The organism is Streptomyces sp. PA03-6a, assembly GCF_033792765.1.
In the GTDB taxonomy this organism is placed as follows: Bacteria; Actinomycetota; Actinomycetes; order Streptomycetales; family Streptomycetaceae; genus Actinacidiphila.
The window spans coordinates 1-22,763 of record NZ_JARAVK010000035.1; the positions used below are offsets into that span (position 1 = coordinate 1).

Genomic DNA, 22,763 nt, shown 5'->3' on the forward strand with positions numbered 1-22,763 from the left:
GTGGTCCGGGGGCAGACGGTGGGGGAAGGGGCGGCACGAGGGCGCGCCCCCGGACCACTGGGAGGGACGATGCTGGCCATCGTTGCGGCCGTCGTCTTCGCGGTCGCGTTCATCATCAACGCCACCGGGACGGCGACGGAGGCCGTGTTCACGCCGACGAGCCTGCTGCTGGTCGGGCTGACGCTGCTCGCCGCGCACCTCGGCGGGGTCGGCTCGGGTGCGGGCGCCCGCTGGTCGGGGTACCGCCGGCGGCGGCGCTGAGCCCTCCGGGGAGGGGAACGACCATGACGTACCGCCGAGATGACGTGCCCGGGGGCGCGGCACTGCACCGCCCGGGCTTCAGCAGTCCGGGGTTCTCCACCTCGGCCGACGACCCCGGCCCGGGCACCGACCCCGGCGACGGCGGAGCCGTACCGCCGCCCCCGCCGATCCCGGAGTACGAGGTCCCGGAGCCGGAGGTCGCGGTCGTCGCGGAGCCCGGTTTCGAGTCGCCGGGTTTCGAGTCGCCCGGGTACTCCGGTCCGGACTTCACCGGCCCCGGCCCGCTGGGCGGTGCCGACCCGGACGGCGAGGGGTCATGACGCAGGCGGCTCCGCGGCCGCCGTCGCCGGCGGGGCCGTGACCTCCATCCGGGCCCGGCTCTCGGCGATGAGCTGACGGACGTTCCGCTCGACCTCCTCGGGGTCCAGGCCCAGGGCCCGGCCTATGTGCGCGGTCCAGACCTCGGAGCGCACGTTCGTCTCGAAGGCGAGGTCGGCGCGGATGTTGTCCCGGGCGGCCTGGCGGTTCTGGCTGACCATGACGAAGGTGGAGAGGAAGATCGCCTCCAGGCTGACGATCATGGTGAGCAGCCCGAAGGGGTACGGGTCGAAGACCGCGCCCGGTCCGGCGAGCCCTTGGTTGAGCAGGATCCAGACCGCGAACCAGACGATGTGGACGTAGACGAAGGCCATCGAGCCGGCGAAGGCGGTGATCGCGTCCGCGACCCGGTCCTGGGCACCCCTCCCGCGGGCGAAGACGACCCGTTCGTGCGGGGAGCGGACGAGCGGGCGCGGCGGCGAGGGGACGGCGGGGCCGTCGGAGGGGGAACTCATGGCCCTCATCCTGCCCCCGGCGCTGCACGGCTCAGGCACCGGGAACCGGCCGGGAAGAAACCGCACCCTCCCTGCGTTGGCATGGGCGGATCAAGAACCGCCCGAAAGGAGGCGACCGGTGAAGGTACGTGCCTCGCTGCGCTCCCTCAAGAACGCCCCCGGCTCGCAGATCGTCCGCCGTCGCGGCCGCGTCTTCGTGATCAACAAGAGGGACCCCCGCTTCAAGGCCCGCCAGGGCTGAGTCGCGGACCGGGCGCCGCGCACCGTCCCATGACGGCGCGCGGCGCTCGTCTGCGTCTGCGTCTGCGTCTGCGTCTGCGTCTGCGTCTGCGTCTGCGTCTGCGTCTGCGACCGGGTCACCGGGGCGGCGTCAGGGAACGCAGCAGCAGCAGCGCGATGTCGTCGGTGCGCCGCCGACGCTCGGCGGTGAGCGCGAGCACGCCGTCGGCGACGCGGTCCAGCGGCAGCTCGCCGGCCACGGCGAGGTGGTCCGAGAGGTCCGCCAGTTCGGCGTCGACGTCGGTCCCCGGGCACTCGACCAGCCCGTCGGTGTAGAGCATGAGCACCGAGCCCGGCGGGAACGGGAACTCGACGGTGCGGTAGACCGCTTCCGCGTCGATGCCCAGCAGCGGGCCCTGGGCGAGGTCGAGCGCCCGCACATGGCCACCCGGTTCCCGCAGCAAGGGGGCCGGGTGGCCCGCCCCCGCCGCCATCGCCCGCTGCCCGTCCGGGTCGAGGTGCAGGTAGATGCAGCTGGCGAGGAGGTCCACGTCCAGGTCCAGCAGCAGCCGGTTGGTGCACTCCATCACCTGGCCGGGGGACTGCCCGACGGCGGAGTACGCCCGGACCGCCGTGCGGACCTGGCCCATCAGGCCCGCCGCGGTGACGTTGTGCCCCTGCACGTCACCGATCACCGCGGCCGCCCGGTCCCCCACGGACAGCAGGTCGTAGAAGTCGCCGCCGATGTCCATGCCCTCGGTGCCCGCGAGGTACCGAGCCGCCGCCTCCAGGCCCGGGAGCACCGGCAGGGTCCGCGGGAGGAGCGCGGACTGCAGGCCGTGGGCCAGCCGGTGCTTGGCGTCGTAGAGCCGCGCCCGTTCCAGGGCCTGGGCGATCAGGCCGCCGAGGCTGGTCAGCAGGGCCCGCTCGTCGGCCCCGAAGCGGTGCGGTTCGGGATACCCCAGCACGCAGGTGCCCACGGGACGGCCGGAGGCGATGAGCGGGAGGTAGGCCCACGCAGCCATGCCGTCGGCGACCGGCGGCCGGTCGGGGAAGCGCTCCCGCATCTCCTCCCCGGACTCCAGGAACGCCGGCACACCGCTGGCCAGCACCTGGGCGGCGGGCACCGGCGCCGACATCGAGATGCCGTCGTACCGGTCGACGATCGACGGATCCCGGTAGCCCCGGTGGCCGAGCACGCGCATCCTCCCGGCCTCCGGGGCGACCATGGCCACCACCCGGCTGCCGACCGCGGGCATGATCTCCTCGGCGACCAGGTCGATCACGTCCTGCACGCAGACGGCCTCCGTGAGTGCCCCGGACAGGTTCACGAGGTGGGAGATGGCCACCAGTCCGACCGCGGGCTGCGTCACGCCGTACGCGCCGCCGGGCACCACCGGCGACTGTGCCACCGGGCCGCGGGACGGTGAGATGCGGACGCTGACGCCGTTGCTGCTGGGATGGAGCTGGAAGGTGAGCCAGTCGCCCGGTGGGCGCAGCGCGGTGAACGAGGTGGGCTGCCGGCTGATCAGCGCCGCGCGGTGCCGTTCCTGGTGCACGGGGTCGTCGAGCCAGGGCAGCGTCCGCCACAGCGGGTGCCCGAGCAGCTTGCGCACCGGTACGCCCAGCCGGCGGGACGCCGCCCCGTTGGCGTAGGTGACCCGCCCGTCGAGGTCGAGGGAGCACAGTCCGTCCGGCAGCCGGCCCACCATGCGCACCGCCTCGACCGCCGAGGAGACCCCGGCGACCGGGGCGCCGATCGTCACGTCCTGCCCGCGCCGGACCGGCCGGCCCGCGGCGGCCTCGTGTTCCAGGTGCCGGGCGAGCCGGTCGCAGGCGGTGACCAGGTGCTCGCGCTCCCAGTCGGCCAGCTCGGGCGGATGGGCGCCCGGCCAGGTGACGAACACCGAGCCGAAGGCGGCGCCGGCGGTCTCGACGGGCAGTGCGGCGAGGGTGAACGGGTACGGCAGGACGAGCGCGATCCGCGGGTACCGGCGCGCCATCTCCTCCTCGCCGCCGACCCAGACCAGCCGGCGTTCGCGCAGTGCCTCCGCCACGGGGATCGGGGCGCCCAGCCCCACCCGTTCCCACGGTGCGGCGAAGGCGCGCGGCAGGCCTGCCATGACGGCCATCTCCAGCACCGGCTCGCCGGGGGCGAGGAGGTAGATCCCGCCCGCGTGCGCCCGCACGCCGTCCATCATCGCGAACAGCGCCGGGGCCAGCAGGCCTTGGTCGGTCCGCTCCCCGGCCTCGGGGTGCGACGGAGCGGAAGGGAACCCGTCCGGCACGGGTATCACCTCCTCCGCCTCTTCCCGTCCAGACTGCCTCCGGGCCGCGGACCGCGCATGCGGGAGACGTGCGGCCCCGGGCGGAGGCGTGCGGCCATCCGGCAGAGGCGCCCAACTCCCCTGACCCTTAGGACAGATGACATGCGGCGTTTTTGTTCGAACCTCTTGGCGTTCGACTGGCCCGGTGCTTCAATGTGGCTCTGTTAGGAAGGTTTCCTAACTTCTGACCCACGGAGTCACCCGTGCAGATCCCCCCACACCGTCATGCACGCACCCTCCCCCGCCGGCGCGCCGTCCTCTACGCGACCGCCGCCCTGACCGCGGGCGTCCTGGCCGTCGGCGTCGGCTCCCTGGCCTCGGCCGCGCCGGGGCAGCCGGCCGCCGCCGCGGCCGCGGCCGGCGTCGGGCTCGACGACCCGCACAAGAAGGACATCGCCATGCAGCTGGTGTCCAGCGCCGAGAACTCCTCGCTGGACTGGAAGGCCCAGTACAAGTACATCGAGGACATCGGCGACGGCCGCGGCTACACCGCGGGCATCATCGGCTTCTGCTCCGGCACCGGGGACATGCTCGAACTCGTCGAGCTGTACACCGACCGCAAGCCCGGCAACCCGCTCGCCCGCTACCTGCCCGCACTGCGCCGGGTCAACGGGACCGACTCGCACAGCGGCCTCGGCTCCGGCTTCGAGAGCGCCTGGCGCAGCGCCGCCGCCGACCAGGCGTTCCAGCAGGCGCAGAACGACGAACGCGACCGCGTCTACTTCGGCCCCGCGGTCCAGCAGGCCAAGGCGGACGGTCTGCGCGCGCTCGGCCAGTTCGCGTACTACGACGCGATCGTGATGCACGGCCCCGGCGAGGACAAGGTCAGCTTCGGCGGCATCCGCAAGACCGCCCTGTCCAAGGCCAGGACCCCCGCACAGGGCGGCGACGAGACGACGTACCTCCACGCCTTCCTCGACGCGCGCAAGGCGGCGATGAAGACCGAGGAGGCGCACAGCGACACCACCCGGGTCGACACGGAGCAGCGCGTCTTCCTCAACAACGGCAACCTCGACCTCAACCCCCCGCTCAAGTGGAAGGTCTACGGGGACAGTTACACCATCAACCAGTGACGTCCCCGCGCACGCCCCTCCGGGCGGCCTCCCCGACCGGGGGAGGCCGCCCGGAGCGGTGCCGGGCCCGGACCCGGGCCCGGACCCACCCGGGCCGAGCCCTAGCCGAGCTCCAGGCTGGTGATGCCGTACATGCCGGCCAGGTCGACGTCGGGGACCGGGCCCGTGTACATGCGCGCGGCCTCGAACGCGGGTGCCAGACCGAGGTGTTCCACCAGACGCACGGCCGGCTCGTTGGGCTCGGGGACGTCGATCACGAGGGGCTCCCCCGGTGTGGTCCGGGCCAGCCCCATGAGGAGCGCGAGGGCGACCTTCGCGGACGAGGCGTACAGCGGCCCCACGCGGGACGGCCCGCGGGCGGCACGCAGCACCCCGAGGCCCTGCAGACGGCCGTCGGCGACGGCCGCGAGGGCGGTGCGGTCCGGAAGGGTGATCCAGGAGGCGAGGAAGGCGTCGCGCGCGGCGGGGAAGAACCGGCGGTCGTAGCGGGCCAGTTCACCGAATCCGACGCTCCTGGCGTCGATCAGGGCGACGCCGCCGGGCATGACCCCGCCCGACGGCGTGCCCTGGTAACGGATGTTGCGCCAGGCCGTGCTGAACCCCGACCTGCGGTAGTTCTCCTGCTGCGCGACGACCCCGTCGAGGCCGACGTTGCGGCCGGCGAGGTGGTCGAGCCCGGCGCGCCAGACCCGGAACCCGTAGCCCTGGCCGCGGAAGGGCGGCCGGGCGATGTAGAGGCCGACGAAGCCGAAGTCGGCCCCGTAGCGCACCGCGGAGACCGAGGCGACGGGTTCACCGTCGAGCCTGCCGAACAGGAAGCCGGCCGGATCGGCGGGGAAGAAGGCCTGCCCGTCGGACCGGCCGGGGTTCCATCCCTCGTCGTCGGCCCAGTCGGAGAGCCGGCTGATGTCCTCGGCGCCGGCGGAGGAGACGTGGAACGCGGTCATGGAGACCTACCTCTGGAACCGGTTGCCGGGGAACGGTGACGGGCACCGGGGGCGCGAGGGCGCCGGGGACACCGCGCGGGTGCGGGCGATGAGGAGGGTGACGTCGTCGGGGGGCGTCGCGCTCGGCAGGGTGCCGAGCACCGCAGAGCAGAGGTCGTCCAGGCGCAGCCCGGGCCGGTCGAGGGCGCGCCGCACGCGCTCCATCCCGGTGTCGACGTCGTGCCGGCGGTCCTCGATGAGGCCGTCGGTGTAGAGGGCCAGGAGGCTGCCCTCGGGCAGTTCCACCTCGGCGGCCTGGTACGGGGGCATCCCGAGGCCGAGCGGTGTGCCGTTGGGCAGGTCGAGGAAGCTGACGCCGCCTCCGGGGTGGCGGACGGCGGGCGGCGGGTGCCCGGCCCTGGCCATGGTGCAGCGGCGGGAGGCGGGGTCGTAGACGGCGTACAGGCAGGTGGCGCTCACGGAGGCGGTGTGGAGGCCCTCGCCCTCCTCCTCGGCGAGGCGGATGATCGCCTGGTCGAGGTGGGCGAGGAGCTGTTCCGGCGCCAGGTCGAGGTCGGCGAGCGTCCGCACCGCCGTCCGGAGCCGGCCCATCGTGGCCGCGGCGTCGATGCCGTGCCCGACCACGTCGCCGACGACGAGCGCCACCCGGTCGCGCGGCAGCGGGATCACGTCGTACCAGTCGCCGCCCACACCGTCCTCGAGGTCCGCGGGGAGGAAGCGGGAGACCACGTCCAGGGAGGGGCCGCCGCACACCCGGCGCGGGAGCAGGCCCCGCTGGAGGGCGAGGGCCGTGGCGCGCTCGTGCGTGTAGCGGCGTGCGTTGTCCAGGCTCAGCGCGGCCCTGGCGACCAGTTCCTCGGCGAACAGCAGGTCGTCCTCGTCGAACGGCCGCGGGTCCTCGGTGCGCAGGAACAACACCACCCCCAGGACGACGCCGTGGGCCCTGAGCGGCAGGATCATCAGCGAGTGCATCCCGAACTCGTCGATCTTCCCGGCCCGTGCCGGGTCCCGGCTGAGCCACGAGGAGGCGGTGTCCAGCACCGGTTCGAGCAGCGAGCGGCCGGTGGACAGCACGCGCTTGAGGGGCGAGGACGACGGTACGTACACCACGTCGCCCACCCTGGAGACCGCCTCCGGCGCGCCCTCGTGGACCGAGGCCAGGCCCGCCCGGCGGAACACCGGCAGGTAGTCGCCGTCCGGGCCGAGCCGGGACAGCGGCTCCTCACCGAGTCGCAGGGTGTCCGCGAGGTCGACGGTGACGTAGTCGGCCAGGCACGAGACGGTGAACGCGGCCAGTTCCTGCGCGGTGCGCATGACGTCCAGGGTGGTGCCGACGCGGGCACCGGCCTCGCCGAGCAGCGCCAGGCGGTCGCCGGGCCGGTGCCCGCCCGTGATCCGCAGGACGACCAGGCACACGCCCATCGGCCGGCCCGCCGCGTCCTCCAGGCGGATGCAGGAGACGGAGTACGCCCCCTCACCGCGCACGCCGTCCACCGCCGGCACGAGGTACTCGCGGCCGGTGACGGGAGCGCCCGTCGCCAGCACCTGGCGCATCACCGCCTCCAGCGCGCGTGCCCCGGCGGGCAGCGCCGCGTCCGGACGGCGTCCCAGCCGTCGCTCCCGCGGGATGCCGTCGTACTCCTCGAGCGAGTCGTTGACCCACGTGCACCGCAGGTCGGTGTTCCAGAGGGCGAGGCCGATCGCCGAGGGGGCGAGGGGGGACCCCAGCGCCGCCCCGGTGACGCCCACCACCCGCTGGAGGAGGCCGGCCAGGTCGATCGGTGCGGGTGATGCCATGTCGCGTCGGTCCTTCGTCTGGGCTGCGGGGATGTGCAGGCGCCCGGATCCGGCCGGAGAGGGTGGCCGGATCCGGGCCGAGGGGGGGCTCAGCGCCTGAGGAGGTCCGCCGCGCGTTCGGCGATGGCGTAGACCGTGGCGGCGATGTTGCCGGAGGGGATGGTGGGCATCACGGAGGCGTCGGCGATCCGGAGGCCGTCGATGCCGTGCACGCGCAGGTCCGTGTCGACGACGGCGAGGTCGTCGATGCCGATCCGGCACGTGCCGACGGGGTGCATGTACGAGGCCAGGGTGCTGCGCGCGTAGGCCCGCAGGCCGGCGTCGTCCTTCACGTCGGGTCCGGGCAGGACCTCGTGCGCACGCCATCCGTCGAGGGCGCGCGCCCGGCCGATCTCCCGTGCCAGGAAGAGCGCTTCGACCATCGTGCTCAGGTCGCGTTCGTCGCCGTAGTAGTCCGGGTCCACCAGGGGCAGGGCGTCCGGTGCGGCGCTCGCGAGCCGTACGGTGCCGCGGCTGTACGGCCGCATCGGGGCGACCGCGATCCGGTACCCCTGCCCGTCCGGCACGTCGGGCGCGGGCGCGTGGCCCGGCGCGTCGACCAGGAGCACCTGCACGTCGGGGTCGCGGATGCCGAGCCGGCTGCGGACCAGGCCGACGGCCTCGCCGTGGTTGTTGGTCCCGGGCGGAACGGGCCGGGCCGCGCGGTGGACGACGTCGGCCAGGGGGTGGTCCTGCAGGTTCGACCCGACGCCCGGCAGGTCGAGGGCGACGTCGATGCCCATGTCCCGCAGGTGCGCCTTCGGGCCGACGCCGGAGAGCATCAGCAACTGCGCCGTACCGATGGTCCCCGCGGTGAGCACGACCTCGCCACCGCACCCGACCGCGACGGTGCCGGTGCGGTCGGCGTGCCCGTACTCCACCCCGACGCACCGGCCGTCGCGCAGGAGCAGGCGGTGGACCAGCGCACCGGTCACCACGGTCAGGTTGGGGCGGTGCCGGGCGGGGGTGAGGTAGGCGTCGGCGGCGCTCTGCCGCCGGCCCCCGACGATGTTGAGGTCGCTCCAGCCGAAGCCCTCCTCCAGACCGCCGGCGATGTCGGCCGCCCGCCGGTACCCGGTCTGGGTCGCCGCCGTCAGGAGCGCGGCCACGACCGGATGGGGCGGGCTGGCGGGCCCCACGGTCAGGGGGCCGCCGACGCCGCGGAGCACGGGGTCCCGCCCGGGGGCGTTCTCGCTGCGCTTGAAGTACGGGAGCAGGTCGTCGAAGCCCCAGCCCTTCGCGCCGCCCGCGGTCCACGCGTCGTAGCCGGAGTGGTGACCGCGCACGAAGGTCATGGCGTTGATGGTGGACCCCCCACCCAGGCCGCGGCCGCGCGCGAGGGCGGTGGTGGTGCCCGTCGCGGACTGCCGGACGGTGGTGTCGCCCCAGTTCGCGGGCGTCCCCAGCAGCGTCGGCCAGGCGGGCGGCGACGCCGCCGCGGCCGGTGGCCGGTCGCCCCCCGCCTCCAGCAGGAGCACGCGTGCGCCGCCTCGTTCGGAAAGGCGCGCGGCGAGCACGCTGCCCGCGGTGCCGCCGCCGACGACCACGTAGTCGTAGCTGTCCGTTATCGCATGCATGGGTCACCTCTGACCGGCCACGTCCGGCGTTTCCAGTGATAGCCCGAATCGGCTAACACCGGACACAATAACGCCAACCACCTATAGCCGAACAGAGCGTCGGTTATCGCCCCTATTACGAATCGATATGGGCCAATCCCATGAAATCCCCCATGTCCGCCCAGTCCGTGAGCCGCGCTTGCGGGCGTCGGCGTGCCGAGGAGCGGCCGGATGCCGCCCGGACTCCGAACCCTCCCGCCGCCAGGACAAGTTCATCGCCCGACGCCCTACCCAGGGATGGATGAAAGTTGTACGGTCCACGGGATCACGTCCCCTCACGGAGGTACTCGCCATGGCGTCAACGGGCGTACCCGACGTCCTCACCCGTGCCCGCACCGTCGCACCGCCGGGCTGGAGCCGCTGGCTGGTACCGCCGGCCGCACTCTCCATCCACCTCGCCATCGGGCAGGCGTACGCCTGGAGCGTCTTCAAGCCCCCGCTGGAGTCCTCGCTCGGGCTGAGCGGCACCCAGTCGGCGCTGCCGTTCCAGCTGGCGATCGTCATGCTCGGCCTGTCGGCCGCGTTCGGCGGCACGCTCGTCGAGCGCAACGGGCCCAGGTGGGCCATGTGCGTCTCGGCCCTCTGCTTCTCCTCCGGCTTCCTCATCTCGGCCCTCGGCGCCGCCACGCGCCAGTACTGGCTGATCGTCCTCGGTTACGGCCTCGTCGGCGGCATAGGCCTCGGCATCGGCTACATCTCGCCGGTCTCCACGCTCATCAAGTGGTTCCCCGACCGGCCCGGACTCGCCACCGGCATCGCCATCATGGGCTTCGGCGGCGGCGCGCTCATCGCGTCGCCCTGGTCGACGCAGTTGCTGTCATCCTTCGGCGCCGACTCCTCCGGCATCGGGCAGACCTTCCTGGTGATGGGCCTGGTCTACGCGGTCTTCATGACCTTCGGGGTACTGCTGGTCCGGGTCCCCGCGGACGACTGGCGGCCGGCCGGCTGGACCCCGGCGGCCGAAACCGCGCGCCCGCTCGTCACCACCGCCCAGGTGTCGGCGCGCAACGCGCTGCGCACCCCGCAGTTCTGGTGCCTGTGGGTGGTGCTCTGCATGAACGTGACGGCGGGCATCGGCATCCTGGAGAAGGCCGCGCCGATGATCACCGACTTCTTCGCGAACACCTCCACCCCGGTGACGGCCACCGCCGCCGCCGGTTTCGTCGGCCTGCTGTCGCTCGGGAACATGCTCGGCCGGATCACCTGGTCCTCCACCTCCGACCTGGTCGGGCGGAAGAACATCTACCGCCTCTACCTCGGTGCGGGGGCGCTGCTGTACCTGCTCATCGCCCTGCTCGGCGACGACTCCAAGCCGCTGTTCATCATCGCCGCCGCCGTCATCCTGTCCTTCTACGGCGGCGGGTTCGCCACGGTGCCCGCCTACCTCAAGGACCTCTTCGGGACGTACCAGGTGGGCGCGATCCACGGACGGCTGCTGACCGCCTGGTCCACGGCCGGCGTGCTCGGGCCGCTGATCGTGAACGCGATCGCCGACCACGAGAAGTCGGCGGGACGGACGGGGCCCGACCTCTACTCCACGTCCTTCGTCATCATGATGGTGCTGCTGGTGATCGGCTTCGTCGCCAACGAGCTGGTACGACCGGTCCATCCGCGCCACCATCACGGACCGTCCGCCGAGCCCAAGGCCACGACCGGAACCGAGTCGGAAGGAGCCGTCCGATGACCGCCCCGAACCCCGCGCCCGCCGCCGACGCCTCCGCCGGGGGCGGCCGGCTCCCGCTCATGGTCGTCGCCTGGCTGTGGGTCGGCGCGCCTTTCGCCTACGGCGTCTACGAACTCGGCTTGAAGCTCAAGCAGTTGTTCACCGGCTGACCGGCTTCACCGCCGGCTCCCGCCACGGGCCGCCCCGTCCGCACGGACCGGGCGGCCCCGTCACGCGCCGGCCGCGCCGGCACGGCTGAGCATGCCGGACGGGGGTATCCGGACCCCGTAGAGGACCGCACGTTCCGTGCCGCGGAGCGGGCGCCGACCCACGGAGGAAGGAACCATGCCCCACAGCAGCGGTACCCGTACCGGCGCGAGCCCCGACACCCTGGGCGTCGTCGGCCTGATCTGCGCGGTCGCCGGATTCTTCGTTCTCGGCATCATCCTCGGCCCGGCCGCGGTCGTGTGCGGCTGGCTCGCCATGGGCCGCACCTTCCGCGGCGCCAAGCCGGTGCTCCCGCTGATCGCCGTCGTCCTGGGCGCGATCGACACGCTCATCGCGCTCGTGTGGCTCACCGGCACCCACTGGACCGGCGGCGGCTTCATGTGAGCCGCGGCGCGGACCCGGCCGAGGGCACCACGGGGCCGGACGGGAGGATGGTGCTCCCCCGTCCGGCCTTCGCCGTCCAGGAGCGTGTGTGCCCCTCCCCGACCCGTGCGCGGCGCGGCGTGCCGTCCCCGTCGTCCTCGCTGTTCTCGCCGTCGTGGCGGCCCTGGCGCTGACCGCCGGGTGCGGCACCGGCGACCGCCCCTCCGCCGCCCCGCGTGTGGTGCCGCCGGAGGCGGGGGCGTCCTTCGACTACCAGATCGGCGGCGGCTACCCGCCGCCGAAGGGCGTGCGCGTGGTCTCCCGCGACCGCGCGGAGCGGCCCGCCCCGGGCGTCTACTCGGTCTGCTACGTCAACGCCTTCCAGGCCCAGCCCGGCGAGCTGTCCCGGTGGCGCGCCCGGAATCCGGGCCTGCTGCTGCGCGACGGGGACGGCGGGCTGGTCATGGACGGCGAGTGGGACGAGGCGCTGCTGGACACCTCCACCGCCGCCGGGCGGACGGCGCTGGCGGAGATCGTCGGCGCCTGGATCGACGACTGCGCGCGGCGCGGTTTCCAGGCGGTCGAGCCGGACAACCTCGACTCGTTCGAGCGCTCCGACGGCCTGCTCACGGCGGCCGACAACGCCGCGTTCGCCCGGCTGCTCACCGCACGCGCCCATGCGGCGGGGCTGGCCGTCGCCCAGAAGAACACCGCCGAGCTCCTCCCCCGGCGTGCCGCCATCGGCTTCGACTTCGCGGTCACCGAGGAGTGCGGCGCGTACGACGAGTGCGGCCGGTACGCCTCCGCGTACGACGGCCGCGTCCTCGTCGTGGCGTACGACGCCGCCGACTTCACGGCGACCTGCCGCCGCTGGGGTGCCCGCCTCGCGGTGGTGCTCCGCGACCGCGACGTCTCGCCCGCCGGGGAGCCGGGCCACGTCTTCCGTAGCTGCTGACCGCCGCGCCGGGGCCCGCTGCCGGACCCGTCCGGCAGGGCAGGGCGGCGCTGTCGGTGTGGACGTGGCGGACGGCGGCGATCGGTCTCCACCGGCGCCTGGGGTTCAGCGTCCTGGACCTCTCCGGGGAACGCGCCACCCGCCGGCCGCCACGCCCGGGGTCATGACGCGGCCACGGCGTACCAGCGGCCGTCCCGCTGGTGGACCAGGTGGTGGGCGGCGAGGCTGTCGATGTGCCGTGCGATGGTCGCGGGCTGGTAGCCGACGCTGGCGCTCAGGGCGTCGATGGTCGTCCCGTCGCTCCCGGCCGCGCGGAGTTCCTGGAGGGTCTTGAGCGCCGTGCGGGCGAGGCGGCCGGTGCGGCCGCCGGTGCGGTACGGACGGGGGCGACGGGCCTCGGCGTGCGATTGACCGTGCGGTGCTTGCGGCCCTTCTGGTGACGGCGGGTGCTCATCGGGCGGACCTCCTTCACTGTGATCTTGAAGGGCCAACGGGGGACCGCCGCCGGAGTCACGCAGATGCGTGCATGCGGGGGACCCCGGGGCGCCCGGGGAATGTGCGGCGGCACCGCCGCCGTTGCAACGGATCCGGACGGACCCGAGGAAGGGAAGACCATGCCCCCCACGGACAGCCGCCGCGGTCACCGCGTGGACGCGGTACCCGGCACCCAGCACGTGACCGTCACGATCGACGGCAAGGTCGTGGCCGAGACCCGGCGGCCGGTACTGGTCCACGAGACCGGTCTGCCGGTGCGCTACTACATCCCGCCGCAGGACGTGGACCTCGCGCTCTTCCGCGCCAGCGACACCAACACCACCTGCCCCTACAAGGGCGTCGCCTCCTACTGGTCGTACGCCGACCACAACGACGTCGCCTGGGTCTACGAGGAGCCGCTCGCGTCGGTGCCCGAGATCACGGGCCACGTCTCCTTCTACGACACCGTGGCCGCCGTCGCCGTCGAGGACGCCTGACCGGGCGGACGGTGCGCGGGGGCGCACCGTCCGTCACGACGTCCCGGAGCGCGCCCGCGGCCTGTGCCGGGTCCCCTGCCGCAGGTTCAAGCACGACTGTTCGGTTTACTGCGCACGACGGCCGCCGGGGAGCAATGATGGTCACATGGCGAATCCGACGATCCTGACCGTCGACGACGATCCGGCAGTGTCCCGCGCCGTGGCCCGGGACATCCGCCGCAGGTACGGGGACCGCTACCGGGTGGTGCGAGCCACCTCCGGGGACGAGGCCCTGAGCGCGCTGCGGGAGATCAAACTGCGAGGGGAACAACTCGCGGTGATGCTCGCCGACTACCGCATGCCCAAGATGAACGGGGTGGAGTTCCTCGAGGCGGCGATGGACCTCTTCCCGCTCGCCCGCCGTGTGCTGCTCACGGCGTACGCCGACACCAGCGCGGCCATCGACGCCATCAACATCGTGGACCTCGACCACTACCTGCTGAAGCCGTGGAGCCCGCCGGAGGACAACCTCTACCCGGTGATCGACACCCTGCTCGACGCGTGGATCACCACCCCGGACCCGACGGCGTCCGAGACCCGCGTGGTCGGCCACCGCTGGTCGGCGCCCTCGTTCAAGGTGCGTGACTTCCTCACCCGCAACCTGGTGCCCTACCGCTGGCTGCCCGCGGAGGAGCCCGAGGCCGAGCAGTTGCTGACCGCGGCCGGGCTGACGCCGGCCGACGTACCGCTGGTGGTCACCGCGGACGGGACGACGCTGGTGCGGCCCACGGAGGCCGAACTCGCCGCGCACGTGGGGCTGAGCACCGTCCCGGCCTCCGACTTCTACGACCTGGTGGTGGTCGGCGGCGGCCCCGCGGGGCTGGGTGCGGCGGTGTACGGCGCGTCCGAGGGTCTGCGCACGGTGCTGGTGGAGCGCCGGGCGACCGGCGGCCAGGCGGGGCAGAGCAGCCGCATCGAGAACTACCTCGGCTTCCCGGACGGCGTCTCCGGCGCCCAGCTGACCGACCGGGCCCGCCGGCAGGCGACGAAGTTCGGGGCGGAGATCCTCAGCACCCGGGAGGTGGTCGCCCTGGAGGCGGTGGGCACCGGAAGGGTGCTGTCCTTCGGCGACGGCTCGTCCATCGCGGCGCACACGGTGGTGCTGGCGACCGGGGTGTCCTACCGGCGGCTCGAAGCGCCGGGGCTGGCGGAGTTCACCGGTGCCGGGGTCTTCTACGGCTCGGCGATGACCGAGGCCATGAACTGCGCGGGCCAGGAGGTCTACATCGTCGGCGGGGCCAACTCGGCCGGGCAGGCGGCCGTCTACTTCTCCCGCAACGCGTGCCGGGTCCATCTGCTGATCCGCGGCGCGGACCTGCAGCGTTCGATGTCGCAGTACCTGATCGACCAGATCGCGGCCATCGACAACATCAAGGTCAGCCCCTGCACCGAGGTCGTCGGCGGCAAGGGCGGCGACCATCTGGAGCAACTGATGCTCCGCGACGCGAAGACGGGCACGGTGACCACCGTGGACGCCTCGTTCCTGTTCGTCTTCATCGGCGCCGAACCCCGCACCGACTGGCTGGAGGGTGTCGTGGAGCGGGACCGGCGCGGCTTCGTGGTCACCGGCCCGGACCTGATCGGCGGCGGCAAGCGGCCCGCGGGCTGGCCGCTCCCCCGTGACCCGTACCACCTGGAGGCCAGCGTGCCCGGTGTCTTCGCCGCCGGCGACGTGCGGGCGGAGTCGGTCAAGCGGGTGGCCTCCGCGGTCGGCGAGGGCGCGATGGCCGTATCCCTGGTGCACCGGTATCTGGAGGCGCAGTGACCACGACGGACCGGCTCGGGCCGGAGCAGCTGCGGACCCTGTTCCTGTTCGAGTCGCTCGGCGAGAAGGAACTGGACTGGCTGGCCGAACAGGGCCGGGTGGAGCGGGTCCCGGCGAACAACCCCGTCTACGCCGAGGGCGATCCGGCGACCTGCTTCTACGTGCTGCTCAGCGGCACGGTGTCGCTGGGCCGCCTGGTCCACGGCGACGTGGTGGAGGTCAACCGCACCGACCTGCGGGGCGTGTACGCCGGGGCGACGCAGGCGTACCTCGGGGACCGGGTGGAGCAGACGTACCCCAACTCGCTGAAGGCGGTCACCGACTGCGAGTTCTTCGTGATCCCGGCCGAGGAGTTCGCCGGGGCGATGCGCACGTGGTTCCCGATGGCGGTGCACCTGCTGGAGGGGGCGTTCTTCGGCTACCGCAAGCAGAACACCATCGTCGGGGAGCGCGAGCGGCTGCTGGCGCTGGGCTCGCTGTCCGCCGGGCTCACCCATGAGCTGAACAATCCGGCCGCCGCCGCGGTGCGCGCCACCTCGGCGCTGCGCGACCGGGTGGCCGGCATGCGGCACAAGCTCGCGATGATCGCGGACGGCCGGCTCGACACCCGGCAGCTGCACCAGCTGGTCGAGCTGCAGGACGCCGCGATCAAGCGCATGGCGTCGGCGCCCGAGCGGTCGGCGCTGGAGGCGGCCGACGCCGAGGACGAGCTGACGGACTGGCTCGAGGACCACGGCGTCAACGGCTCCTGGGAGCTGTCCTCGACGCTGGTCGCGGGCGGTGTGGACGCCGAGTGGCTGGACTCCGTGGTCGACGCGGTCGGCGAGGACCGGCTGGAGGCGGCGATCCGCTGGCTCACGTACACCCTCGACACCGAACTGCTCATGGGCGAGATCGACGACGCCGTCACCCGGATCTCCGGACTGGTCGGGGCCGCGAAGCAGTACTCGCAGCTCGACCGGGCCCCGCAGCAGACGGTGGACGTCCACGCGCTGCTCGACGCGACGCTCACGATGCTCCACGCGAAGATCCCCGGCGGGGTGCGGGTCGTGAAGGAGTACGACCGCAGCCTGCCGCAGATCCAGGCGTACGGAGCCGAGCTCAACCAGGTGTGGACCAACCTCATCGTCAACGCCCTGGACGCCATGGCCGGTTCGGGCACCCTGACGCTGCGCAGCTCGTGGGACGGCCCGGACCGCCTGGTGGTGGAGGTGGGCGACACCGGTCCCGGCATCTCCCCGGAGATCCGGCCGCGGATCTTCGAGCCGTTCTTCACCACCAAGCCGGTGGGCGAGGGCACCGGGCTGGGCCTGGACATCTCGTACCGCATCGTGGTCAACAAGCACCACGGCGACATCCGGGTCGAGTCGAGCCCCGGCGACACGCGCTTCACCGTGTGCCTGCCGGTCGCCCAGCCAGAGAGGCAGCCGGGGGACGCGGAGCGGACGGGCTGAGCCCTCCCCCGGACTGCGGGACGGCTCAGGCCACCGGGCTCTTGGGGAGCGTCCGGGCGCGGTCGCGGCCGACGGGCAGCTGTCCGTCGGCCGCGCTCTTGAGCGAGCGCAGGGCCAGCAGCAGCACACCGATGTCGTCGATGAGGATCGGATCCGGCAGCAGGTCCACCGGGCACACCAGGTAGACCACCGCGGCCCAGAAGGCCAGCTTGCCCGAGCGCGGCACGTCGGCGCTGCGCAGCAGGGCGCGGATCCGCGCCATCTTCACCACGAGCACCACGGCCACCACGAGCATCACCACGACCGCCGCCGCGACGATCACCAGCGCCGTGGTCGACCAGTCACCCAGGTCCATGTCTGCCTCCCTCGCTGCCGTGTACCCGTCCGCCGTGTGCGGAAACGGTACCGGAGCCCGACGGAAAGGAAGCACACAGCGCATGATCACACCCGAGGGAATCTGGGAGGCCGCCGGCCTGCCCGAGCGCCGGCTCGCCGGCCTGGCGCTCAATCCCGCGGCCCCCGAGGACGTCCTGCTGCGGCTGCTCGCCGACGGTCCGCCCGCGGCACGGATGGTCCTGTGCCGGGACCGGACGCTGCCGGACGCCGTGGTCGACGCCGTCGTACGCCACCCCGACAGGTACACACGCAGCTTCTTCGCCCGCAATCCGCACGCCGACCCGGCCCAGCGGGCACGGCTGCTGGACGACACCGAATGGTTCGTGCGGGCGCATCTGGCCGAGACCCCCCGGATGCCGTGGGGCGTGTGCCCCAGGCCGCTCCCGGACCGGGCCGTCGTCCACATGATCCTGACGTACGAGGGGGAGTTGCTGGGCACCCTCTACCGCCAGGCCTCCGCCGGGCTGACGGAGTCGATGCACGCCCACCCGGAGCCGAAGGTGCGACGCATGGGCGTCGCCTGGCGCGGCGTGCCGGACGAGATCCGCGACGTCCTCCTGGCGGACCCGGACGAGGAGGTACGGGACATGGTGCGGCGCCATCTGCGGCACCAGGACCCGGCATGGGTGGAGCGGGAACTGCCCGACCGGCCGTGCCATGGGCGGACTCATGCGCTGATGCACTGCGCCCTGAGCCGAGGCGTCGTGGAGGGCGTGCTCAACGCCCCCGTGGGCGAGGGGGACCGGTGGATGATCGCGGGCAACCCCACCCTCCCCGCCGATGTGGTGGTCCTGCTGGCCGCCGACGCCGACCCCGAAGTGCGGGAGCAGATCGCGTACCGTTCCGACCTCGGGTCCACGGAGCGCCGGGCGCTCGCCGCGGACACCGATCCGCGGGTACGCCTCGCGCTCTCCGTGCATCCCGCGCTGAGCGAGGCGGAACGCGCGGCGATCGACTACGAGGTGCCGGTGGGCGGCACCTTCGGACCGGTACTGCAACGCCTGTGGCCCCGGGATCCCGCCGCGGCGCGGCGGGACGCCCTGTCCGGCCACCCGTTGCTGCGGCGGCGCGCCGCCGGCGATCACAGCCTGCCGTCCGACCTGGTGGCGCGGCTGGCCGCGGACGACGACCTCGGCGTGCGCGTACTGCTCGCGCAGAACCATCCGGAGGCGCCCGCCGAGCTGCTGCTGAGCGCCTTCCTGGAGTACACCGGGAACGAGCGCGAACTCCTCCTCACCCGGCCGCGGTTCCCGGCCGCCGGGCTCGCGCGGTACGCCCGGCACGAGGACCCGGCCGTCCGCGCCCTGACCGCCCGGGATCCGGAGGCCGCGGCGGAGACGGTGGACCGGCTGACCCGCGACCCCGACCCCGGTGTGCGGGAGGCCGGGGCGCGCCATCCGAACCTCCCGCGGGCCCGGCTGGCGGAGTTGCTCGACGACGGGGAACTGGCGCACCGCGCGGCAGCCAACCCGGCGCTGGAGCCAACCGTCATGCGCAGGCTGGTGGCGCGTCTTCCCCTCCCGGACGGTGCCGCCGGATGAAGCCGGTCAGCCTGCGGTAGGCCTCGCGCATCTCGTGGCGGGCGAAGTCCTCGCGGACGTCGATGAGGGCGCCGTGGGAGGCGGTCGGGTCGACCGTGAAGCGGTCGTGCCAGCCACCTCCCGAGGCGATGATCACCGGGGCGTCGACCCCGTCGAACTGGTCGGCGGTGATGTCGATGCGCAGGCCGTTCTTCTCGATCCACGCGTGGGAGGCGCGGTTCTCCCAGGCGCTGACGTAGGTCCACACGCCCTGGCCGTTCTCGTACAGGTACTGGCCTAGGAGGATCGAGGCGTCCCCGCACGAGCCGTGCGGGAAACGCTCCAGGGAGACCAGGCCCGGGTCGGGGCAGTCGAGGATCGCCTGCCGGAACCCGAGGACCAGTGTGCGGAGTTCGGACACCCGCGGAGTCTAACCCGTGAAGATCATTTGTGGGACCCGTGGAACCGGCCCTTCTGCCGGACGCGAACCCGGATGACGGAAAGCGGGGGCGCGTGAGGAACGGGGGCATGGCGGTGGCAGCGGCCGGAACCGGTACCCGAGCCGGTTCCGGCTGCTGCGGCGGCAGTCAACCGAGCGGCATGGATGGCGTCAAGACTTCACGTCAAGATTGATGCGGGGAGCTTCGGGTGGCCCGGATGAGGCTGCTCGCGTTCAAGTTCCGAACGGATGAGACTCCCTGCAGGTCACGGCGGCGTAAGGGTCCGCAACGGCAGCCGAGCTGTTAACCCGTCAGAAACACTTTCTGCGGGGAGTCTTGACCGCGACTTCTGTCACGTCTTAACTCACGCCCTAAATTAAGTCGTGAGGCTGACACAGGAGTTCCTATGAGACCCGAAGTCAATGCCGCCCACCGCAGACCCCTGGGGCTGATCGCCCTCCTGGCGGTGCTGCTCGCCCTGATCACCGTCCCGGCCGGACCGCTCACCACGGCCCACGCCGCCGCCTGCGGCACGGCCAACGCCGCACAGGGCAGGACCGCCACCGCCTCCTCCACCGAGAACGGCTCCTTCACCGCCGCCAACGCCGTCGACGGCAACGCCGGAACCCGCTGGTCCAGCGCCTTCAGCGACCCCCAGTGGATCCAGGTGGACCTCGGCGGGTCCCAGAGCGTCTGCGAGGTCGTCCTCACCTGGGAGGCCGCCTACGCCAAGGCCTACCAGATCCAGCTCTCCGCCAACGGCACCGACTGGACCACGGTCGCCTCCACGACCACCGGCGCCGGCGGCACCGAGACCCGCGCCGTCAGCGGCACCGGCCGCTACCTGCGCGTGTACGGCACCACCCGCGCCACCGCATACGGCTACTCGCTGTGGGAGCTCGCCGTGCACACCACCGACGGCGGGACCGGCCCGGTGATCCCCGGCGGCGGCGACCTCGGCCCGAACGTCCTGGTATTCGACCCCACGACCGCGGGCATCCAGGCCAAACTGGACCAGGTCTTCCAGCAGCAGGAGTCCGCGCAGTTCGGCACCGGACGCTACGCGCTGCTGTTCAAGCCCGGCACCTACAACAACATCAACGCCAACATCGGCTTCTACACCTCGATCGCCGGGCTCGGCCTCTCCCCCGACGACACCACCTTCAACGGCGACGTGACCGTGGACGCCGGCTGGTTCAACGGCAACGCCACCCAGAACTTCTGGCGCTCCGCGGAGAACCTCGCCCTCAACCCGGTCTCCGGAACCGACCGCTGGGCCGTCGCCCAGGCCGCGCCCTTCCGCCGCATGCACGTCAAGGGCGGCCTCAACCTCGCGCCCAACGGCTACGGCTGGGCCAGCGGCGGCTACATCGCCGACAGCAAGATCGACGGCACCGTGGGCCCGTACTCGCAGCAGCAGTGGTACACCCGCGACAGCTCGGTAGGCGGCTGGACCAACGGCGTGTGGAACATGGTCTTCTCCGGCGTCCAGGGCGCTCCCGCGCAGAGCTTCCCCAACCCGCCGTACACCACGCTCGACACCACTCCCGTCTCCCGTGAGAAGCCCTTCCTCTACCTCGACGGCAACGACTACAAGGTCTTCGTGCCGGCCAAGCGCACCAACGCCCGCGGCACCAGCTGGGGCAACGGCGCGCCGCAGGGCTCCTCGCTCCCGCTGAGCCAGTTCTACGTGGTCAAGCCGGGCGCGACGGCCGCCACCATCAACGCCGCGCTCGCCCAGGGCCTCAACCTGCTGTTCACCCCGGGCATCTACCACGTCGACCAGACCATCAACGTCACCCGCGCCAACACGGTCGTGCTGGGCCTCGGCCTCGCGACGGTCATCCCCGACAACGGCGTGACCGCCATGAAGGTCGCCGACGTCGACGGCGTGAAGCTGGCCGGCTTCCTGATCGACGCCGGTGCGGTGAACTCCCAGGTGCTGCTCCAGGTCGGCCCACAGGGCGCGGCCGCCGACCACGCCGCCAACCCGACGACCGTGCAGGACGTCTTCATCCGCATCGGCGGCGCCGGACCGGGCAAGGCGACCACCAGCATGGAGGTCAACAGCGACGACACCGTCATCGACCACACCTGGATCTGGCGCGCCGACCACGGTGCCGGAGTGGGCTGGGACACCAACCCGGCCGACTACGGCCTGCGCGTGAACGGCGACGACGTCCTGGCCACCGGCCTGTTCGTCGAGCACTTCAAGAAGTACGACGTCCAGTGGAGCGGCGAGCGGGGCAGGACGGTCTTCTTCCAGAACGAGATCGCCTACGACGCCCCCAACCAGGCCGCCATCCAGAACGGCGCGACGAAGGGCTGGGCCGCCTACAAGGTGGACGACTCGGTGAACACCCACGAGGCCTGGGGCCTGGGCAGCTACTGCAACTTCACCACCGATCCGACGATCCGCATGGACCACGGCTTCGAGGTCCCGGTGAAGTCCGGGATCAAGATGCACGACGTCCTGGTGGTCTCCCTGGGCGGCATGGGCCAGTACGACCACGTCATCAACGGCACCGGTGCCGCGACCTCCGGCACCTCGACCACGCCGTCCACGGTGGTCTCCTTCCCCTGACGACAGGGCCGAGCCAGGGGTGCCCCGTCCTCCGGCGGGGCACCCCGTCCGCCGTCCTCAGGCGGCAGGCCAGCGCCGGGAGTGCAGCACCTCGCCCACGGCGACCGCCGCCGCCATGGCGAGCCCCGCCACCGGCACCGCGACGCTCCCGCAGAAGGTGCTCGCGAGCACCACCAGGGCACAGACGGGCAGCACCGCGTGCTCGGCGAACCCGCGCTTGGCGCTGCGGGAGTGGATCAGCCAGACCGTCAGCAGGAACAGCGCGGTCGGCAGCGTGACGGCGGCCGCGGCGGCCGTCTGCGAGATGTGCGCCTTGTGCACGGCCTGCTCCACCACCACCTCCAGCCCCGCGCCGATGGCGGCGGCCGAGCCGAAGACGAGGTAGTGCCCGTAACCCCACAGGAACGCCCGCGTGCTGCTGGTGAGGTGCTGGTGGATGGGGATGGCGAAGTAGATCCAGTAGGCGCAGAAGACGATGAGCAGTCCCCCGACGGCGACGGGCAGCAGCTCGCCGAGCGCGGTGGACTCGTCGACGGCGGACTGCACGGCCACCGTCGCGGCGGCCACCGACTCACCGAGCACGATGATGGTGAACAGGCCGTAGCGCTCGGAGATGTGGTGCGGGTGCCAGGTGGTGCGCTGCGCCCGCTCGGCCCAGGCGGGCACCGCCAGTTCCGCGACGGCCAGGATCAGGAAGCCCCAGTTCCACAGCCCGCCGACGGGCTGGAGCAGCAGGAGGACCCATCCCACCTGGACGACGACCAGACCGGCGGCATAGCTCAGCGCCGTGGTCCGTGCCGGTCCGGTCGCGTTGCGTGCCGCGCGCAGCCACTGGAAGGCGAGTGCGACGCGCATGATGATGTAGCCGGCCACGGCGATCGAGAAGTCGTTGGCGTCGAAGGCCCGGGGAACGCCGGCCGCCAGGACCAGGACGCCGGTGATCTGGACGAAGGTGGCGATGCGGTAGGGCACGTCGTCGGTGTCGAAGGCCGAGGCGAACCAGGTGAAGTTCATCCAGGCCAGCCAGATCGCGAAGAAGACCAGGCAGTAGCCGAGGAGACCGCGCCCGGCATGGCCTTCGGCGACCGCGTGCACCAGCCGGGCGCCGGCCTGGGCGACCGCCACCACGAAACAGAGGTCGAAGAGCAGTTCCAGCGGGGTGGCGACCCGGTGCGGCTCGTGCGGGTCGCGGGCCGTCATCCGGACCAGCGGGCGGAAGCGGCGGTCCGGCGCCACGCGATCGTGATCGGTCATCCGCGCATCGTAGGCGGTG

22 protein-coding genes are annotated in these 22,763 nt (G+C 72.7%); 13 read left to right on the forward strand and 9 right to left on the reverse strand.

Going from position 1 to position 22,763, the window contains the following annotated elements; all coding sequences use genetic code 11:
• Both PV350_RS11540 and PV350_RS11545 read left to right on the forward strand, forming a co-directional pair.
• On the forward strand, positions 1–261 hold a 261-nt coding region (locus PV350_RS11540; protein WP_500333573.1), incomplete at its 5' end, for a hypothetical protein.
• 23 nt (positions 262–284) lie between these two features.
• Positions 285–581: a hypothetical protein gene (locus PV350_RS11545; protein WP_500333575.1), complete on the forward strand. Its 297-nt coding sequence runs from the start codon at positions 285–287 to the stop codon at positions 579–581.
• Here the strand turns inward: PV350_RS11545 and PV350_RS11550 are convergent.
• Positions 576–1,094 (reverse strand): DUF1003 domain-containing protein, encoded by a 519-nt coding sequence (locus PV350_RS11550; RefSeq protein WP_500326429.1) that lies wholly within the window; start codon positions 1,092–1,094, stop codon positions 576–578. The two genes, PV350_RS11545 and PV350_RS11550, sit on opposite strands and share 6 nt — an antisense overlap.
• Positions 1,095–1,212: 118 nt before the next feature.
• Between PV350_RS11550 and ykgO the strand changes: the two genes are divergently transcribed.
• A complete protein-coding gene (ykgO, locus tag PV350_RS11555) occupies positions 1,213–1,335 on the forward strand; it encodes a type B 50S ribosomal protein L36 (protein WP_499515633.1) in 123 nt (40 codons plus the stop codon).
• A gap of 115 nt (positions 1,336–1,450) precedes the next feature.
• Here ykgO and PV350_RS11560 read toward each other — a convergent pair whose 3' ends face one another.
• Positions 1,451–3,601, reverse strand: a complete 2,151-nt coding sequence (locus tag PV350_RS11560; RefSeq protein WP_499515632.1) for a SpoIIE family protein phosphatase — start codon at positions 3,599–3,601, stop codon at positions 1,451–1,453.
• A 242-nt stretch (positions 3,602–3,843) separates the two neighbouring features.
• On the opposite strand from PV350_RS11560, the gene PV350_RS11565 reads away from it, so the two are divergent.
• Positions 3,844–4,713, forward strand: coding sequence for a chitosanase (locus PV350_RS11565; RefSeq protein WP_499515631.1), 870 nt, complete (start codon positions 3,844–3,846; stop codon positions 4,711–4,713).
• Positions 4,714–4,814: 101 nt separating this feature from the next.
• On the opposite strand, the gene PV350_RS11570 is transcribed toward PV350_RS11565, so the two are convergent.
• The 3 genes from PV350_RS11570 to PV350_RS11580 all read right to left on the reverse strand — a co-directional run bounded on the left by PV350_RS11570 (position 4,815) and on the right by PV350_RS11580 (position 9,073).
• Complete coding sequence (locus tag PV350_RS11570) at positions 4,815–5,660, reverse strand: GNAT family N-acetyltransferase (RefSeq protein WP_500333577.1); 846 nt, start codon at positions 5,658–5,660, stop codon at positions 4,815–4,817.
• A 6-nt stretch (positions 5,661–5,666) separates the two neighbouring features.
• Positions 5,667–7,457 carry a SpoIIE family protein phosphatase gene (locus tag PV350_RS11575; RefSeq protein WP_499515630.1) on the reverse strand — a complete coding sequence of 597 codons (1,791 nt, stop codon included), beginning with the start codon at positions 7,455–7,457 and terminating at the stop codon, positions 5,667–5,669.
• 89 nt (positions 7,458–7,546) lie between these two features.
• A complete protein-coding gene (locus PV350_RS11580) occupies positions 7,547–9,073 on the reverse strand; it encodes a GMC family oxidoreductase (protein ID WP_499515629.1) in 1,527 nt (508 codons plus the stop codon).
• A gap of 331 nt (positions 9,074–9,404) precedes the next feature.
• On the opposite strand from PV350_RS11580, the gene PV350_RS11585 reads away from it, so the two are divergent.
• The 4 genes from PV350_RS11585 (at position 9,405) to PV350_RS11600 (ending at position 12,321) form a co-directional block, all read left to right on the forward strand.
• A complete protein-coding gene (locus PV350_RS11585; RefSeq protein ID WP_500333580.1) occupies positions 9,405–10,796 on the forward strand; it encodes an L-lactate MFS transporter in 1,392 nt (463 codons plus the stop codon).
• Complete coding sequence (locus PV350_RS11590; RefSeq protein ID WP_499515627.1) at positions 10,793–10,945, forward strand: MFS transporter small subunit; 153 nt, start codon at positions 10,793–10,795, stop codon at positions 10,943–10,945. The genes PV350_RS11585 and PV350_RS11590 overlap by 4 nt, the downstream gene beginning before the upstream one ends.
• A gap of 175 nt (positions 10,946–11,120) precedes the next feature.
• Complete coding sequence (locus PV350_RS11595) at positions 11,121–11,387, forward strand: hypothetical protein (RefSeq protein ID WP_499515626.1); 267 nt, start codon at positions 11,121–11,123, stop codon at positions 11,385–11,387.
• Positions 11,388–11,475: 88 nt separating this feature from the next.
• Positions 11,476–12,321, forward strand: a complete 846-nt coding sequence (locus PV350_RS11600) for an endo alpha-1,4 polygalactosaminidase (RefSeq protein WP_500333582.1) — start codon at positions 11,476–11,478, stop codon at positions 12,319–12,321.
• Between the two features lie 161 nt (positions 12,322–12,482).
• Here the strand turns inward: PV350_RS11600 and PV350_RS11605 are convergent, their stop codons facing one another.
• Positions 12,483–12,812: a hypothetical protein gene (locus PV350_RS11605; protein WP_500333584.1), complete on the reverse strand. Its 330-nt coding sequence runs from the start codon at positions 12,810–12,812 to the stop codon at positions 12,483–12,485.
• A gap of 123 nt (positions 12,813–12,935) precedes the next feature.
• Here PV350_RS11605 and PV350_RS11610 point away from each other — a divergent pair, with 123 nt between their 5' ends.
• The 3 genes from PV350_RS11610 to PV350_RS11620 all read left to right on the forward strand — a co-directional run bounded on the left by PV350_RS11610 (position 12,936) and on the right by PV350_RS11620 (position 16,550).
• Positions 12,936–13,292, forward strand: a complete 357-nt coding sequence (locus tag PV350_RS11610; RefSeq protein WP_499515623.1) for a DUF427 domain-containing protein — start codon at positions 12,936–12,938, stop codon at positions 13,290–13,292.
• 145 nt (positions 13,293–13,437) lie between these two features.
• A complete protein-coding gene (locus tag PV350_RS11615; protein ID WP_499515622.1) occupies positions 13,438–15,096 on the forward strand; it encodes an NAD(P)/FAD-dependent oxidoreductase in 1,659 nt (552 codons plus the stop codon).
• Positions 15,093–16,550 (forward strand): ATP-binding protein, encoded by a 1,458-nt coding sequence (locus PV350_RS11620; protein WP_499515621.1) that lies wholly within the window; start codon positions 15,093–15,095, stop codon positions 16,548–16,550. The genes PV350_RS11615 and PV350_RS11620 overlap by 4 nt, the downstream gene beginning before the upstream one ends.
• Before the next feature lie 25 nt (positions 16,551–16,575).
• On the opposite strand, the gene PV350_RS11625 is transcribed toward PV350_RS11620, so the two are convergent.
• The gene (locus PV350_RS11625; protein WP_499515620.1) at positions 16,576–16,905 is read right to left on the reverse strand and encodes a YkvA family protein; all 330 of its coding nucleotides are present in this window, start codon (positions 16,903–16,905) and stop codon (positions 16,576–16,578) included.
• An 82-nt stretch (positions 16,906–16,987) separates the two neighbouring features.
• Here PV350_RS11625 and PV350_RS11630 point away from each other — a divergent pair, with 82 nt between their 5' ends.
• Positions 16,988–18,487, forward strand: coding sequence for a hypothetical protein (locus tag PV350_RS11630; RefSeq protein ID WP_500333587.1), 1,500 nt, complete (start codon positions 16,988–16,990; stop codon positions 18,485–18,487).
• Here PV350_RS11630 and PV350_RS11635 read toward each other — a convergent pair.
• The gene (locus tag PV350_RS11635) at positions 18,435–18,887 is read right to left on the reverse strand and encodes a hypothetical protein (protein ID WP_499515618.1); all 453 of its coding nucleotides are present in this window, start codon (positions 18,885–18,887) and stop codon (positions 18,435–18,437) included. The two genes, PV350_RS11630 and PV350_RS11635, sit on opposite strands and share 53 nt — an antisense overlap.
• Before the next feature lie 425 nt (positions 18,888–19,312).
• Here PV350_RS11635 and PV350_RS11640 point away from each other — a divergent pair, with 425 nt between their 5' ends.
• On the forward strand, positions 19,313–21,490 hold the full coding sequence (locus PV350_RS11640; RefSeq protein WP_500333589.1) for a pectate lyase-like domain-containing protein: 2,178 nt from the start codon (positions 19,313–19,315) through the stop codon (positions 21,488–21,490).
• A 57-nt stretch (positions 21,491–21,547) separates the two neighbouring features.
• Here the strand turns inward: PV350_RS11640 and PV350_RS11645 are convergent, their stop codons facing one another.
• On the reverse strand, positions 21,548–22,744 hold the full coding sequence (locus tag PV350_RS11645; protein WP_499515616.1) for a low temperature requirement protein A: 1,197 nt from the start codon (positions 22,742–22,744) through the stop codon (positions 21,548–21,550).
• Positions 22,745–22,763: the final 19 nt, after the last annotated feature.